This window comes from Nocardioides sp. GCM10023255, assembly GCF_042653125.1.
In the GTDB taxonomy this organism is placed as follows: domain Bacteria; phylum Actinomycetota; class Actinomycetes; order Propionibacteriales; family Nocardioidaceae; genus Nocardioides.
Window position 1 is genome coordinate 388226 of sequence record NZ_JBHSHU010000005.1, and the last position, 14419, is coordinate 402644.

At 72.1% G+C, this 14419-nt stretch carries 17 protein-coding genes; 7 read left to right on the forward strand and 10 right to left on the reverse strand.

Features of this window, described 5'->3' with window-relative positions; all coding sequences use genetic code 11:
• Positions 1-36 precede the first annotated feature (36 nt).
• Positions 37-633: a hypothetical protein gene (locus ACFO9I_RS10940; RefSeq protein ID WP_379180671.1), complete on the reverse strand. Its 597-nt coding sequence runs from the start codon at positions 631-633 to the stop codon at positions 37-39.
• Between the two features lie 100 nt (positions 634-733).
• Here ACFO9I_RS10940 and ACFO9I_RS10945 point away from each other — a divergent pair, with 100 nt between their 5' ends.
• Entirely contained in the window at positions 734-1801 is a 1068-nt protein-coding gene (locus ACFO9I_RS10945) for an LLM class flavin-dependent oxidoreductase (protein WP_379180673.1), read from the forward strand.
• The gene (locus ACFO9I_RS10950; RefSeq protein WP_379180675.1) at positions 1798-2424 is read left to right on the forward strand and encodes an FMN reductase; all 627 of its coding nucleotides are present in this window, start codon (positions 1798-1800) and stop codon (positions 2422-2424) included. The genes ACFO9I_RS10945 and ACFO9I_RS10950 overlap by 4 nt, the downstream gene beginning before the upstream one ends.
• Here ACFO9I_RS10950 and ACFO9I_RS10955 read toward each other — a convergent pair.
• Positions 2393-2890 carry a VOC family protein gene (locus ACFO9I_RS10955; RefSeq protein ID WP_379180677.1) on the reverse strand — a complete coding sequence of 166 codons (498 nt, stop codon included), beginning with the start codon at positions 2888-2890 and terminating at the stop codon, positions 2393-2395. The two genes, ACFO9I_RS10950 and ACFO9I_RS10955, sit on opposite strands and share 32 nt — an antisense overlap.
• A gap of 66 nt (positions 2891-2956) precedes the next feature.
• On the opposite strand from ACFO9I_RS10955, the gene ACFO9I_RS10960 reads away from it, so the two are divergent.
• On the forward strand, positions 2957-3766 hold the full coding sequence (locus ACFO9I_RS10960; RefSeq protein ID WP_379180679.1) for a DUF6597 domain-containing transcriptional factor: 810 nt from the start codon (positions 2957-2959) through the stop codon (positions 3764-3766).
• Between the two features lie 33 nt (positions 3767-3799).
• On the opposite strand, the gene ACFO9I_RS10965 is transcribed toward ACFO9I_RS10960, so the two are convergent.
• Positions 3800-4327: a YbhB/YbcL family Raf kinase inhibitor-like protein gene (locus tag ACFO9I_RS10965; protein ID WP_379180681.1), complete on the reverse strand. Its 528-nt coding sequence runs from the start codon at positions 4325-4327 to the stop codon at positions 3800-3802.
• 131 nt (positions 4328-4458) lie between these two features.
• On the opposite strand from ACFO9I_RS10965, the gene cobA reads away from it, so the two are divergent.
• Both cobA and ACFO9I_RS10975 read left to right on the forward strand, forming a co-directional pair.
• Positions 4459-5682: a uroporphyrinogen-III C-methyltransferase gene (cobA, locus tag ACFO9I_RS10970; RefSeq protein WP_379180683.1), complete on the forward strand. Its 1224-nt coding sequence runs from the start codon at positions 4459-4461 to the stop codon at positions 5680-5682.
• Positions 5682-6485, forward strand: coding sequence for a TrmH family RNA methyltransferase (locus ACFO9I_RS10975; protein ID WP_379180685.1), 804 nt, complete (start codon positions 5682-5684; stop codon positions 6483-6485). The genes cobA and ACFO9I_RS10975 overlap by 1 nt, the downstream gene beginning before the upstream one ends.
• 10 nt (positions 6486-6495) lie before the next feature.
• On the opposite strand, the gene ACFO9I_RS10980 is transcribed toward ACFO9I_RS10975, so the two are convergent.
• From ACFO9I_RS10980 to def, 5 genes are all read right to left on the reverse strand, one after another.
• The gene (locus ACFO9I_RS10980; protein WP_379180687.1) at positions 6496-7248 is read right to left on the reverse strand and encodes a hypothetical protein; all 753 of its coding nucleotides are present in this window, start codon (positions 7246-7248) and stop codon (positions 6496-6498) included.
• A gap of 9 nt (positions 7249-7257) precedes the next feature.
• Positions 7258-7827 carry a GNAT family N-acetyltransferase gene (locus ACFO9I_RS10985; RefSeq protein ID WP_379180689.1) on the reverse strand — a complete coding sequence of 190 codons (570 nt, stop codon included), beginning with the start codon at positions 7825-7827 and terminating at the stop codon, positions 7258-7260.
• Positions 7824-9143 carry an HNH endonuclease gene (locus tag ACFO9I_RS10990; protein ID WP_379180691.1) on the reverse strand — a complete coding sequence of 440 codons (1320 nt, stop codon included), beginning with the start codon at positions 9141-9143 and terminating at the stop codon, positions 7824-7826. The genes ACFO9I_RS10985 and ACFO9I_RS10990 overlap by 4 nt, the downstream gene beginning before the upstream one ends.
• A 117-nt stretch (positions 9144-9260) precedes the next feature.
• A complete protein-coding gene (locus tag ACFO9I_RS10995; protein WP_379180693.1) occupies positions 9261-9830 on the reverse strand; it encodes a dihydrofolate reductase family protein in 570 nt (189 codons plus the stop codon).
• Between the two features lie 23 nt (positions 9831-9853).
• Positions 9854-10435 carry a peptide deformylase gene (gene def / locus ACFO9I_RS11000; protein WP_379180695.1) on the reverse strand — a complete coding sequence of 194 codons (582 nt, stop codon included), beginning with the start codon at positions 10433-10435 and terminating at the stop codon, positions 9854-9856.
• A 114-nt stretch (positions 10436-10549) separates the two neighbouring features.
• Here def and ACFO9I_RS11005 point away from each other — a divergent pair, with 114 nt between their 5' ends.
• Entirely contained in the window at positions 10550-11929 is a 1380-nt protein-coding gene (locus tag ACFO9I_RS11005) for an acyl-CoA dehydrogenase family protein (RefSeq protein ID WP_379180697.1), read from the forward strand.
• Entirely contained in the window at positions 11929-13140 is a 1212-nt protein-coding gene (locus ACFO9I_RS11010) for an acyl-CoA dehydrogenase family protein (RefSeq protein WP_379180698.1), read from the forward strand. The genes ACFO9I_RS11005 and ACFO9I_RS11010 overlap by 1 nt, the downstream gene beginning before the upstream one ends.
• Before the next feature lie 92 nt (positions 13141-13232).
• Here the strand turns inward: ACFO9I_RS11010 and ACFO9I_RS11015 are convergent, their stop codons facing one another.
• Both ACFO9I_RS11015 and ACFO9I_RS11020 read right to left on the reverse strand, forming a co-directional pair.
• Positions 13233-13907 carry a hypothetical protein gene (locus ACFO9I_RS11015; RefSeq protein ID WP_379180700.1) on the reverse strand — a complete coding sequence of 225 codons (675 nt, stop codon included), beginning with the start codon at positions 13905-13907 and terminating at the stop codon, positions 13233-13235.
• A gap of 148 nt (positions 13908-14055) precedes the next feature.
• On the reverse strand, positions 14056-14343 hold the full coding sequence (locus tag ACFO9I_RS11020; RefSeq protein WP_379180702.1) for a YiaA/YiaB family inner membrane protein: 288 nt from the start codon (positions 14341-14343) through the stop codon (positions 14056-14058).
• Between the last annotated feature and the right edge of the window lie 76 nt (positions 14344-14419).

A 14419-nucleotide genomic window follows, 5' to 3' on the forward strand; every position in this document is an offset into this window, starting at 1 on the left:
CACGGGAGGTCCCGCGCTTCGCCGGAAACGGCCAGCTCAGGCTGGCCGGATCCGGCCATCCCGACGGCCCAGGACCCCCACCACCAGGAGACCGGCCACGAACGCGCCCGCGGTGCCCAGCGCCTCGTCGCCGAGGGTGTCCTCGTACGCCGTGTCGAGCTCGGTGCCGTGCCGGATGAAGGTGAACCACTCGCCGAGCTCCCACCCGATCGCCAGCGCCGCCCCGAGCCCGGTCACGAGGAGCACCGTGGCCCAGCCCGGCCGCACGCTGCGGCAGGTGAGCAGGCCGATGCCGGCGCAGAGCAACAGCCAGTTGGCGAAGTGGTTGAGGTCGTCCCACCAGACGACGGCGTCGTACAGGTCCAGGCTGTTGCCGGTCACGTCGACGAGGAACGGGAGCATCACCAGCGTGAACGCGCCGTACGGCGGCGCCGCGGCCGGGTCGCGGCGCCGCACGACGAGCCACCACACGAGGGGGGCGAGGAGCATCAGCAGGGGGTAGGCGACCAGCCGGGCGCCGAACGCCTTGTCGGCGAACCGGTCGATGCCCGGCACCCACTCGGCCACGGCGAGCTGGGCGACGGTGAGGATCAGGACGAGGAGGGGCGCCCAGCGGGCGACACGACGGGTCACGAACGGCATCCTGTCCGGAATAGCGCGGCGGCCGCATGAGTTCTGGTACTCAGTTGCGGATTCAACCAACGTCCGCCCGGGACCAAGAGAGTGAGTGGGCATGCAGTTCGGCATCTTCACCGTCGGGGACGTCACGACGGACCCCACGACGGGGCGTACGCCGACCGAGCACGAGCGGATCAAGAACACGGTCACGATCGCGAAGAAGGCCGAGGAGGTCGGGCTCGACGTGGTGGCCGTGGGCCAGCACCACAACCCGCCGTTCGTGGCCTCGTCGCCGACCACCACGATGGCCTACATCGCGGCCCAGACCGAGCGGATCATCCTCTCGACCTCGACCACGCTCATCACCACCACGGACCCGGTCCGGATCGCCGAGGACTACGCCACGCTGCAGCACCTCGTCGACGGCCGGATGGACCTGATGCTCGGTCGCGGCAACACCGGGCCGGTCTACCCGTGGTTCGGCAAGGACATCCGCGAGGGCATCAACCTCTCGATCGAGAACTACGCGCTGCTGCACCGGCTGTGGCGTGAGGACGTCGTCGACTGGCAGGGCCGCTTCCGCACCCCGCTGCAGGGCTTCACCTCGACGCCCCGGCCGCTCGACGGCGTACCCCCGTTCGTCTGGCACGGCTCGATCCGCAGCCCCGAGATCGCCGAGCAGGCGGCCTACTACGGAGACGGGTTCTTCTCCAACCACATCTTCTGGCCGGCCTCGCACACCCAGCAGATGGTCGCTCTCTACCGGCGCCGCTTCGAGCACTACGGGCACGGCAGCGCCGACCAGGCGATCGTCGGGCTCGGCGGGCAGGTGTTCATGCGCCACAACAGCCAGGACGCGGTGCGGGAGTTCCGGCCCTACTTCGACAACGCGCCCGTCTACGGCCACGGCCCCTCGCTCGAGGACTTCATGGCGCAGACCCCGCTGACGGTCGGCTCGCCCCAGCAGGTCATCGAGCGCACCCTCGGGTTCCGTGACTACGTCGGCGACTACCAGCGCCAGCTCTTCCTCATGGACCACGCCGGCCTGCCGCTCAAGACGGTGCTCGAGCAGCTCGACCTCCTCGGCGAGGAGGTGGTCCCGGTGCTGCGCCGGGAGTTCGCCGCCCTCAAGCCGGCGCACGTGCCGGAGGCCCCGACCCACCGTGCCCAGGCGGCGGCATGAGCCGGATCGCCGTGGTCAGCGCCGGCCTCGGGCTGCCCTCCGCCACCCGCCTGCTCGCCGACCGGCTGGCGGACGCCACGTCCGAGGCCCTCGGCGGGCGTGCGCACGTCGACGTCATCGAGCTGCGGCCGCTGGCGCACGCGCTCGCCGACCACCTGCTGACCGGGTTCCCGTCCGGCGAGCTGGCCGAGGCGATCGAGACCGTACGACGGGCCGACGGGCTGATCGCCGTCTCGCCGGTGTTCTCGGCGTCCTACAGCGGTCTGTTCAAGACCTTCTTCGACGTGCTCGACCCCGGACTGCTCGACGGTAAGCCGGTGCTCGTCGCGGCCACGGCGGGCTCGGCGCGCCACTCGCTCGTCCTCGAGCACGCGCTGAGGCCGCTCTTCTCCTACCTGCACGCCGTCGTGGTCCCGACCGGGGTCTTCGCGGCCACCGAGGACTTCGGCAGCACCGACGACGGCCGGCTGGCGCACCGGGTCGAGCGGGCGGCCGGCGAGCTGGCGGGCCTGGTCCTCGGCCGGCGTGGGCTCCACGTCGTGCCGGCGGAGCCGGACGAGCTCGAGGACCCGGTGCCGTTCGACGAGCTGCTCAGGAGGGCTGGCTCGCCAACCACTCGTTGACGCGACGCTCCGCCTCGACGGGATCGACGTCCTCCACGCGGGTCATCACGGCCCAGCGGTGGCCCCACGGGTCGAGCAGGGCGGCGTACCGGTCGCCGGTGACGAAGGTGGACGGCTCGCCGTACCCGTGCGCACCCGCGGCGAGCGCCGCGGCGTACACCGCGTCGACGTCTGGCACGTAGAGCACCGTGGAGTGGTGGACGTCGTGCCCGCCCGACGGGGCGAGCAGGTGGTGGTCGGGGGCGGGGTCGCTCAGCTGCATCCGCCCGGCGGGGAGCTGCAGCTCGCAGTGCGCCACGGTGCCGTCGGGCCCGTCGTTGCGGGTGACGACGGTGGCGCCGAAGACCGAGGTGTAGAACTCGATCGCGCCGGCCGCGCCGTCGACGCAGAGGAACGGGGTCAGGCTCGTGTAGCCCGACGGCATGAAGGACGGGCCGCCGGTCGGGGTGCTGGTTTCGGTCGTCATGTCGGCGATCCTGCCTAGGCTGCCGCCGTGGGCTCTTGGACAAATGCGACAACCGCGCCTCCGGCGGTGGGCATCCTGCGCCCGGAGGTGCAGGACGCTGCTGTGCGTCGCGGCCGCCTCGAGCCGGCTCCCGAGGTCGCGGCCTGGGTCGAGCACTACTGGACCGTCGAGTGGGACCTGCGTGACGCGCCGGCGTTCGTGGCCGAGGTCGTGTCACACCCGTCGGTCCACGTCACCGTCGAGACGGGGAGCGAGCCGCGGTTCGGGCACGCGCTCCCGGCCGGACTGGTCCACGGCGTGATCACCCGGAAGTTCTCCCAGGAGATCGCCGGCGCGGGGCGTGTGTTCGGCGTGAAGTTCCGGCCCGGAGGGTTCGGGGCCTTCACCGGCGCGGACGTCGGGGCGTGGACCGACCGGATCGTGCCGCTCGGCGCCGCCTTCGGGGAGCGGGCCGCGGAGCTGACCTCCGCCGTGCTCGCGGAACCGACCGACGTGGGGAGGGCCCGGGTCGCCGACGCGTTCCTGGTCGACCGGGTGCCCGGCCGCGACGCGCGGTACGACGACGTGCTGGCGGTGGTGGCCGACATCCGGACGGACCCGACGCTCACCACGGTGGACCGCGTGGCCCGGCGGCACGGGATGTCCGAGCGGACCCTGCAACGGCTCTTCCGTCGCTACGTGGGCGTGGGACCAAAATGGGTGCTGCAGCGGGCGCGGCTGCACGACGCCGTGGACCGGATCGACCGGGGCGGGTCCGACGACCTCGCCTCGCTCGCGGTCGAGCTCGGGTGGTTCGACCAGGCGCACTTCACGCGAGAGTTCACCGCCCTGGTCGGCCAGTCGCCCGCGGCGTACGCCGCTCGCCGCGAGCCCTGACCGATCGGCCCTGACCGACCGGGGCGGCGCGGCTCAGTGCTGGTAGGTGCCGTGCAGGATCGCGCGTCCGGCGGTCTTGAACGCCAGGTTGAAGGAGACGACGGCCGGCGAGGCGTCGGAGTCGACGCCGAGGGACTCCTCCTGGACCGCGTGCACGACGAAGAAGTAGCGGTGGACCTGGTCACCCTCCGGCGGGGCGGCCCCCATGAATGCCTTGGAGCCGCCGTCGTTGCGGCACATGAACGCCCGGCCCGGGAGGTCGGCGCCCTCGGCACCTGCGCCGGTGTCGAGCGACGTGCAGTCGGCCGGCAGGTCGACCAGCACCCAGTGCCAGAAGCCGCTCGGCGTCGGGGCGTCGGGGTCGAAGCAGGTCACGGTGAAGCTCCTGGTCCCTTCCGGGGCGCCGGACCAGGACAGCTGCGGAGAGGTGTTGCCCTTGGCCGCGACCTGGTCGTCCTTGAGCGGCTGGCCGTCGGTCACGTCGGTGCTGGACACGGTGAAGGACGGTACCGCGGGAAGCAGGTCGTAGGGGTTGGGGGACACCGGGCGGTCGAGGCTCATGGTTCTCCTTGTCGTCTGGCCGGGCTGGGTCGGACCGCCTCGCCTAACCGACGCGACGGGCCGCTGCCAACCTAGTCCGGTGGGTGAACCGCGGCCACGGGCACGACCGCCGTCACGGCCATGATGGGGCGGTGGACGACTTCCCGCCGTATCCCTCCGGCCTCCGGCTCGCCGGACGACCCGTCGTGGTCGTCGGAGGTGGACACGTGGCCCAGCGGCGCGTGCCCGCGCTGCTCGCCGTCGGTGCCGTGGTCACCGTGGTCTCGCCCGAGGTGACGCCGGCGCTCGAGGGGCTCGTCGGGGCCGGCGAGGTGACCTGGGTCGAGCGCGGCTTCGAGGAGTCCGACCTCGACGGGGCGTGGTACGCCATCGCCGCGACCGACGACCGCGACGCCAACGAGCTGGTGTCCGCGGCGGCCGAGGAGCGTCGCATCTTCTGCGTGCGCAGCGACGACGCCACCCGGGCGAGCGCGTGGACGCCTGCCGTCGGGCGCCACGCCGGCGTGACCGTGGCGGTGCTCGGGAACCGTGAGCCTCGCCGTTCGGCCGCCGTGCGCGACGAGATCCTGGAGGGCCTGCGTGAGGGCACGATCGTCGCGCGGCACCAGCGCGACCGGCGCGCCGGTGTGGTCCTGGTCGGTGGCGGCCCCGGCGACCCGGACCTGATGTCGGTCGCAGGCCGCAAGGCGCTGATGGAGGCCGACGTCGTGGTGGCCGACCGGCTCGCGCCGCGCGAGCTGCTCAGCGAGCTGCCCAGCGACGTGGAGCTGATCGACGTCGCCAAGCTGCCGCGCGGCCGATCTGCCCAGCAGGAGGAGATCAACCGGGTCCTGGTCGAGCGTGCCCTCGAGGGCAAGCTTGTGGTGCGCTTCAAGGGCGGCGACAACTTCGTCTTCGGGCGGGGCTACGAGGAGGTGCTGGCCTGTCGCGAGGCCGGCGTGCCGGTGACCGTGATCCCCGGCCTCACCAGCCCGGTGGCAGTCCCTGCCGTCGCGGGGATCCCGGTGACCCACCGCGGGGTCGCGCACGAGTTCACCGTCATCTCGGGGCACCTGCCCCCGGGTCACCCCGAGTCGCTGGTGAACTGGGAGGCCGTGGCCGGCATGTCCGGCACGGTCGTGCTGATGATGGCGGTGCACAACGCGCCGGCGATCGCGACGGCGCTCGTCGCCGGCGGACGCGACGGGGCCACCCCGGTCGCCGTCGTGTGCGACGGGACGATGCCGGGGGAGCGGACCGTGCTGTCCACGCTGGCGTCCCTGGCCCGCGACATCGAGGCCGAGCAGGTGAAGGCACCGGCCATCATCGTGGTCGGTGGGGTGGTCGCGGTGGCACATCCGCAACACTTCTCCTGATGGCCACGCTGCTCGAGATCACCGACCCCGCCGACCCCCGACTCACCGACTACCGCGACCTGCGCGACGTCCAGCTCCGCAAGGCCATGGAGGCCGAGCACGGGCTCTTCCTCGCCGAGGGGGAGAAGGTCGTCCGGCGCGCGGTCGAGGCGGGCTTCACCCCGCGTTCCTTCCTGATGTCGCCGCGGTGGCTCGACGGGCTGGCCGACGTCCTCGACACGACGGAGGCACCCTGCTTCGTGATGCCCGAGGCGCTGGCTGAAGAGGTGACCGGCTTCCACGTGCACCGCGGGGCGCTGGCGTCGCTCGAACGCCAACCGCTCCCGACACTGGAGTCTGTGCTCGACGGCGCGCGCTCAGTGCTGGTCCTGGAGGACATCGTCGACCACACGAACGTCGGGGCGATCTTCCGGTCCGGCGCCGCGCTCGGCTTCGACGCGGTGCTGCTCGCACCGCGCTGCGCCGACCCGCTCTACCGTCGCTCGATCAAGGTCGCCATGGGCGCCGTCTTCTCGACGCCGTGGACCCGGCTGCCCGACTGGTACGACGCCCTGCCCACGCTGTCGTCGTACGGCTTCACGACGGTGGCGCTCACGCTCGCCGAGGACGCCTCCCCGATCGAGGAGGCGGTGGCCGGGCTCGACCGGGTCGCGCTGGTCCTCGGCTCCGAAGGGCACGGGCTCTCGGCCCGGTGGGAGCAGTCTGCCGACCGTCGAGCGATCATCCCGATGCGTGAGGGGATCGACTCGCTCAACGTCGCGGCCGCCACCGCCGTGGCCTGCTACGTGACCGCGCGTCGCTGAGCCGCAGGGGTCAGTACAGCTCGACCAGGTCCTGGCCCAGGGCCACGAACGAGAGCACCGGCACGGCCAGGAACATCGCCCGAACGCCGAACGTCGCCACCGGGGAGGCTTGGATCCGACGGAGCAGCAGGCGGCGCAGCAGCAGGAGACCGGCGACCACCGCGCACAGCACCACCACCACCACCAGGGTGCGCGGGACCAGCAGCACAAGAGCCAGCGGCAGGGCCCACCGCCAGCGTCCGCGCGACGTCCACGAGCCGGGCGCGGCCACGGCATCGGTCGCTGCGGCGATTGCCACACCGCTCAGCAGGGGCAGCACGATGAACAGGGTGACGGCGAACCACAACGGGCCGGTGCTGGTGAAGTCGACGCCGTCCGCGTGCAGCAGCATCGCTCCGCCCATCGCGCCCGCGGTGATGCCGACGGTGGCGCGTCCGAGCCAGGTCGGCCCGACGAGCCACGGGGCGACGAGGACGTACGCGACCGCGCCGATGAAGCCGACCGCCGCGCCGATCGTGAGCAGGTTGTACGTCCCGGCCAGGGTCACCTGCCCGATCTCGAAGCCGTCGTCGGAGACGACGCCGTCCACGGTCTCGGGCGAGGTGAGCCGGAGCAGGAACATGGCGATCCGACTCCCGAGCCCGATCACGACGATGCCGACCGAGAGACCCGCGACGAGGAGAACCCGCGTCAGCTCGCGGACCTCGGCGAGGTAGGTCGGCTCGTCACCGGGGCGACGGCCGTGCACCAGGTCGACAGCCACGGACGGAGCCTAGGGGTCTCGGGGGTCCTCGGCGGCGACGACGGCCGCGGATACCCGACCTGGCTGATCGACCGCGAGCTCGAAGATGATCTCGAGCCCGTCCTCCTCGTCCCACTGCTCGCCGTTCTCGACGAACGGGTACTGCCCGACCAGCGCCAGCGACGGCGCGTTGTCAGGAGAGACCGTCGCCCGGAGCGTGCGCACCGACGGGTCTGCCTGCGCTCGGGCGATCATGAGCTCGAGCGCGGCCCGGGCGTAGCCGCGGCGACGGTACGCCGGGTCGACGGCGTACCCGACCTCCACCATCCCGTCGCCGTCCGGCGCGCCGTGGAAGCCCGCCTTGCCGACCGGCACTCCCGCGTCCTCGTCCCAGAGCACTCCGGTGACCCAAGCTGCGTCCTCCGGCCGCTCGACCACCTGCCGGGCGCGGTAGCCCCAGGTCCAGGCGCAGTCGGGGCCGGCCAGCCACGGGGTCAGGGGGACCGGGGAGGTCTCCAGGGCGCGCTCGAGGTCTTGGTCGGCAAGCGACGCGAGCGTGGCGGCATCCAGCTGGACGATGCGTACGTGGGGGCTGCTCACGCAGCGAGTATGACCTCGACGACGTACGTCTCGATCCGGGAGTGCCAAGTCCGGTGCGGTCTGTCACCGGGCAGCGGGGGAGCGGTGGAGGTGTAGCAGTGCCCGGTGGGTGTCGTGATCTCGGTGCTGTGACGAGGGCCGGGACGTGGCCGCGCGTGCCACCCGCGGGCCTCCTTTGCGTAGTTGCAGGCCTCGCACAGGCCCTGGCCGTTGATGGAGCTGGTCTGCCCGCCATCGGCGCGCCGCGTGGCGTGGTCGTGGTGCCTGATCGGCGCGCCACACCATGGCGTGCGGCAGGTGCCGTGGTCACGGATCTCGATCCAGCGGCCGAGCGCACGCGGGAACTTGGTGGCACGGGAGTCCATGGCGACCAGCCCACCGGTGGAGGGTGCGGTGTAGACGCGGCGCAGCCACGCGGTACGAGCGTCCGCGGCGCGCGCCACCTGGGTGCGCGCCCACTCCGCGGGCACGATGCCGTGACCGTGCAGCTCGGCGGGCTCGTCGTCGCCTGCCAGCAGGGTGCGGTCGGTCATCACGAGGGTGACCTGGGTCGGGACCGGTTCGGTGGCCGCGCGGCCGGTGGTCCGTTCGACGAGCGTGTCGGCCATGACCTGGCCGCGGGACCGGGAATCACCCGCTGCGCGGGCGGCATCGGCCTCGCGAGTGAGCGCGGCGTGCACCGCGACCCCCTCGGCAACCGGGAGGAGCGCGGTCACCCACGACATCGTGTCAGGTGCGGGGCGGATGGTGACGCGGCGCTCGGTCTGCGCGTAGCCGATCCGGCGGACCACGGCCTCGGCGTCGAGCCGGTGCGCCAGACGCTGTGCCTCGCGGACGAGCTCTCGATCGCTCATGGTCTCGAGGCGGGCCAGGTTGCCGGCGACGACGAGGTCGACGTGGCGCCGGTCCTCGACGCTCAGGCAGGAGGTCTCCCGTGCCAGGAGCGTCGCGCGCCACTCCGAGAGCACGCCCATGCGCATGGCACGCAGGGTGTGCGGCATCTCGGCCGTGAGGACCTTGGCCAGCCCGAGGTGGATCGCGCCGCGGTTGGGGGACTCCCGGCGGGCCAGGGCGACCTGGGACGCAACGCCCGCGCCCTGCTTCTCCGGGCGGACGCCCTCGTCGGCGCGCGCGGCGCGGGTGGCGGCGTCCAGCGCGGCGGTGTCGCGCGCCTGCGCGGCACACAGGGCGTTCTTCAGCTCCTGCATCGCCCTGATCCGGTCGACGAGCTCCGCGTCGGAGGCAGCGTCCGGCAGCTCCGCGAGGGTGGTCATCCACCTCCTGAGCTCCTCGACGACGCCGCCTTCCTGGACCATGTGCGTGACGGTAGACGAGGATTCCGACGGTCGCCGTCCGCTGTCCACAGGCCCGCTCCGCGTCCCTCGTGAGGCTCGCTGTCGGACCGTCGAACGCCGGTCGTGGTCGACCTGTCGTCACGCGGGCTGGTCCCGCCCGTACCCCAGCAGCACCACGCCGTTGCCGAAGGCACGGCTCTCCAGCAGGGTCAGGTCGCGGATCAGGTCCGGCTCGGTGAAGAGCCGGGCGCCGCGGCCTACGAGCACGGGGTGCACGTAGAGACGGAGCTCGTCGACCAGGTCCAGCGCCAGGAACGACCTCGCCAGCTCGGCGCCGCCCAGCGCGAGGTCGCCGCCCGGCTCGGCGCAGAGGGCCCGGATCGACGCCGTCGAGACCTCGCGTGCGACCGTCGTGTTCCATCCGGCGTCGGTCAGGGTCCTCGAGAAGACGACCTTGGGCATCTCGCGCCAGATCCGCGCGAACTCCGCGACCGGGGCCGGGGCGTCGGGATCGTCGTCCGCGCCGGGCCAGTAGTCCGCCATCAGCTGCCAGGTGCGGCGCCCGTCGAGGAAGCCGCCCATCTGCGACAGCACGGCGTTGAAGTGCTCATGCACCTCCTCGTCGACCCGGTGCCATCCCAGGTCGCCGTCGGGACCGGAGATGAACCCGTCGACCGAGACGGACATGAAGAGGACGACCTTGCGCATCCCAACAGGGTGCCGGACCGGAGTCAGGCCGGCCAGGTCTCGGGGAACTCCTCCGCCGCCTTGTCGTGCTGCTTCTGCAGCTTCTTGCGCTGCTTGGTCGAGAGCCGGTCGCCGAAGACGGTCCCGAGCGTGTGGTCGGTCTCGTGCTGCAGGCAGCGCGCCAGGAGTCCGTCGCCGGAGAACTCGACCGGCTCGCCCGACAGTCCGGTGCCACGCACGGTCGCGAAGTCCGGTCGGGCACACTCCACGAAGGCGCCGGGGAAGGAGAGACAGCCCTCGTCCCCGTCGTCCAGCTTGCGGTCGCGCCCCTCGGGCAGCGTGAGCACCGGGTTGCACACCACGCCCACGGTCCGTTCGCCGGACTCGTCGGGGCAGTCGAAGACGAACACCGCCAGGTCCACCCCGATCTGGCACGCCGCCAGACCGACGCCGTCCGCGGCGTACATCGTCGCCACCATGTCGGCGACCAGCGAGCGCAGCTCCTCGTCGTACGACGTCACCTGCTGCTGCGGCCGGTGCATCACGGGAGTGCCCCACCGCGTCATCGGTCGGACCTTGCCGCCGTCGGGGAGGGGGCCGTACGGCGCGTGCTCGGGCTCAGGCATGGGGGCGATCCTAGAAGACCCGGGGTGCGCACCTCGACCGTCGCGACGCACCCTGTGACCCGCGCCACGGAGGCACCTGTAGCCGCATGTGTAACTCCGAGTTACATTTGCGGCATGTCCCTGACACGGAGCTTCAAGAGCGCGGGCCTCAGGCCCGGCGGCAAGCACGGGCTGTCCTCCCAGGAGTCCCGTGACCCCATCGGGTACGCCGTGGCCGCGCTGAGCCGGGTGGCGCAGAGCGACCTCATCGACCGGATCGGGCTGCGCAAGCAGGCCCAACAGGCGGTCTTCACGGTCACGCGCAGCGGCTTCAAGACCATGACGACGGCCAGCCGGACCTTCACCAAGGCCGGCAAGAAGGGCCAGCCGGGCGTGCGGGTGCCCTCGGCCGCGCCCCGGGGGGTCTTCGACCTCACCCCCACCGAGGACGAGCAGATGCTCGTCGACGTGGTGACCGAGTTCGCCGACGAGGTCGTCCGCCCCGCCGCTGCCGACGCCGACGAGGCGTGTGCCGCGCCGGAGGCGGTGCTGAGGGCGAGCCTGGAGATCGGGCTGCCGATCCTCGGGGTCCCCGAGGCTCTCGGCGGCGTCTCCGAGGAGCGCTCCGCGATGGCCGGGACCCTGGTAGCCGAGGCGCTGGCCCGCGGCGACCTGGGGCTGGCGGTCGCCGCGCTCGCACCCGGCTCGGTGGCCACCGCGATCGCGCTGTGGGGCACCGACGAGCAGCAGCAGACCTACCTCCCGGCGTTCACCGGTGACGACGTGCCAGCAGCCGCGCTCGCCCTGAACGAGCCCACCGTCCTGTTCGACGTCCTGGCCCCGTCGACCACCGCCACCAGGTCGGACGACGGCTACGTGCTCAACGGCGTCAAGACGCTGGTCCCCCGCGGTGCCGACGCGGAGCTCTTCGTCGTGGGTGCCAGCCTCGACGGTGAACCCGTCCTCTTCCTGGTCGAGGGCGGGACCCCCGGCCTGGAGGTTGAGGGCGACCCCGCCATGGGGGTCCGGGCCGCCGGCCTGTCGAGGCTCACCCTCACCGACGTGAGCGTGCCCGGCACCGCGGTGCTGGGGTCGGTCGACGGCACGACGTACGCCGAGTGCGTGCGGCTCTCGCGCCTGGCCTGGTGTGCGCTGGCGGTCGGGACCGGCCAGGCCGTGCTCGACTACGTGACGCCGTACGTCAAGGAGCGCGAGGCCTTCGGCGAGCCGATCGCGCACCGCCAGTCGGTGGCGTTCATGGTCGCCAACATCGCCATCGAGCTGCAGGCGATGCGGCTGCTGACCTGGAAGGCCGCGGCCCGCGCCGCCGCCGGCAAAGACTTCGCTCGCGAGGTCGCCCTCGCCCGGAAGCTGTGCGCCGACAAGGGCATGCAGATCGGTCTCGACGGGGTCCAGCTGCTCGGCGGCCACGGCTTCGTCAAGGAGCACCCGGTGGAGCGGTGGTACCGCGACCTCCGGGCCGTCGGAATCATGGAAGGTGCGGTGCTCGTCTGATGATCAACCTCGACGATCCGAAGAAGTTCCGGCCGCTGGCCGCGCAGGCCCACCAGGTCGCGATGAACATGCTGCGCCCGATCTCCCGGAAGTACGACCGTGCCGAGCACGCGTATCCCAAGGAGCTCGACATGCTCGCCGCGATGATCGACGGGCTCTCCGAGTCCGGCGCGGCAGAGGGAGCCGGAGCGGCGGGCGTACGCCGTGACGAGGGCGCCCGTGACGACGGCGTGAAGAACGGGGCCAACCTGGCCTCCGTCATGTCGATCCAGGAGATGTGCTGGGGCGACGTCGGTCTGCTGCTCTCGATGCCGCGCCAGGGCCTCGGCAACTCCGCCATCGCCAGCGTCGCCAACGACGAGCAGCTGAAGCGGTTCGAGGGCGTGTGGGCCGGGATGGCCATCACCGAGCCCGGCACCGGCTCGGACTCGGCCAACATCAAGACCACCGCGACCCTCGACGGCGACGAGTACGTCATCAACGGCGAGAAGATCTACGTGACCTCGGGCGACCGCTGCGATGCGGTGGTGGTCTGGGCGACCCTGGACCGGTCCCTGGGCCGCGCGGCCATCAAGTCCTTCGTGGTGCCGAAGGGCACGCCCGGCATGCGTGTCGACCGGCTCGAGCACAAGCTGGGCATCCGCGCCTCCGACACGGCGACGATCATCTTCGAGGACTGCCGGGTGCCGAAGGAGAACCTCCTCGGCTCCCCGGAGGTCGACGTCAAGCAGGGCTTCGCCGGCGCGATGGCGACCTTCGACAACACCCGGCCACTGGTCGCCGCGATGGCCGTCGGCTGCGCCAAGGCCGCCCTGGACCTCACCCGCGAGCTCCTCGAGCAGGCCGGCGTCGAGATCGACTACGACCGCCCCGCGGTCACCCAGTCCGCCGCCGCCGCGAAGTTCCTGCAGATGGAGGCCGACTGGGAAGCAGCCCACCTCCTGATGCTGCAGGCGGCCTGGATGGCCGACAACCGGCAGCCCAACTCGCTGGAGGCGTCGATGGCCAAGGCGAAGGCGGGTCGGGTGGGCTCCGACATCACGCTCAGCTGCGTCGAGCTCGCCGGCTCGGTGGGCTACAGCGAGAACGAGCTGCTCGAGAAGTGGGCCCGCGACTCCAAGATCCTCGACATCTTCGAGGGCACCCAGCAGATCCAGCAGCTGATCGTCGCCCGCCGGGTGCTGGGCCTCTCCAGCGCCGAGCTGAAGTAGCGCCCGACCAGGCACCGACGACACGAGCGCCGGAGCAACGACCCCAGCTGCGGATCGTGCTCCGGCGCTCGAGAGCGGGCGAGGGTCGGTCCTCAGCCCTGCTGGTCGCGTGCGGCCTTCGCCGGCGCGGTCGTGGCCGTCTTCTTCGACGGGGCCTTCTTCGCGGCGGGGGCCTTCCTGGCCGGGAGCTTCGCACCCGGGGTGGTCTTCGCGGTCGGGGCCTTCCCGGCTGCGGTCTTCTTGGTCGCGGGGGCCTTCTTCGCCGCCGGCTTCGGCGCCACGCTCGCGGCGATGTCAGCCGGGGTGACGTCGACCTCGCTCACGTCCGCCGCCGCATCGATGCTCGTCTCCGGCGCCTTGGGGGTCGTCCTCGTCGCGGCGGGCTTCTTGGCGGCGGGCTTCTTGGTCGCAGGCTTCTCGGCGGGCTTCTTGGTCGCGGGCTTCTCGGCGGCCTTCTTGGTCGCGGGCTTCTCGGCGGCGGGCTCCGTGACTGCCGGCTGGGCCGCGACCGGCTCCTCGGCGGCCTTGGCCGGAACGTCGACCGGGGTGGCGTGCGGTGCCCGCGCCGTCGGGGATGCGGGCCTGCGGCCCGGGAGCCGGGAGATGACGACCCCGCCCGCCGACCGGGTCACCTGCTCCGCGACCATCCGGCCCAGGGCGACGGTGCCCTTGGCCTGTCCGACCGCCTTCTCAGCCGTGCCCCGAGGGTGCCGGAGCGTCTCGAGGGCGGTGTCCTTGATCTTGCCGAGCGGGTTCTTGTGGGCCACAGGGCCATCCCTTCGTCTGGTCGTCTGTTCGACGGTCTCGCGCCGCCAACGGCTCTGGCTCGAGTCAAGCACGCCGTCCGGACATGAAGAAGGGCGGGTGCGCACGGTCTGCGCACCCGCCCCGGGGACGGTCGGTCGGTCTGGGGGGTCAGGAGATGGCCCGGAACGGGTCGTGCTCGGCGAGCAGCTTGTCGACGCGGGCCTGGTCGAGCCGGGACACGACGTACTGGTTCTCCTGGGCGTCGCGGACGCACTTGGCGAGGGTGAAGGACGACGTGGTGAGGAACAGGGTGCCGAGGCCGAGGAAGGCGCGGATCCACGGGTCCACCGGCAGGTAGAGGACGGCGACGATCATGGTCAGCAGGGCGATGCCGAAGGAGACGCCGGCCTGCAGGAAGAAGGCGCTGGTGTTCTTGGACTGGTTCGGAGTGCTCATGGTGCAAGCCTCGCGGTCACCGGGTGCCGGGCAGATCCGCGCGGCTACTCGACCCGTCGTGCGCTGCCTGAGTACG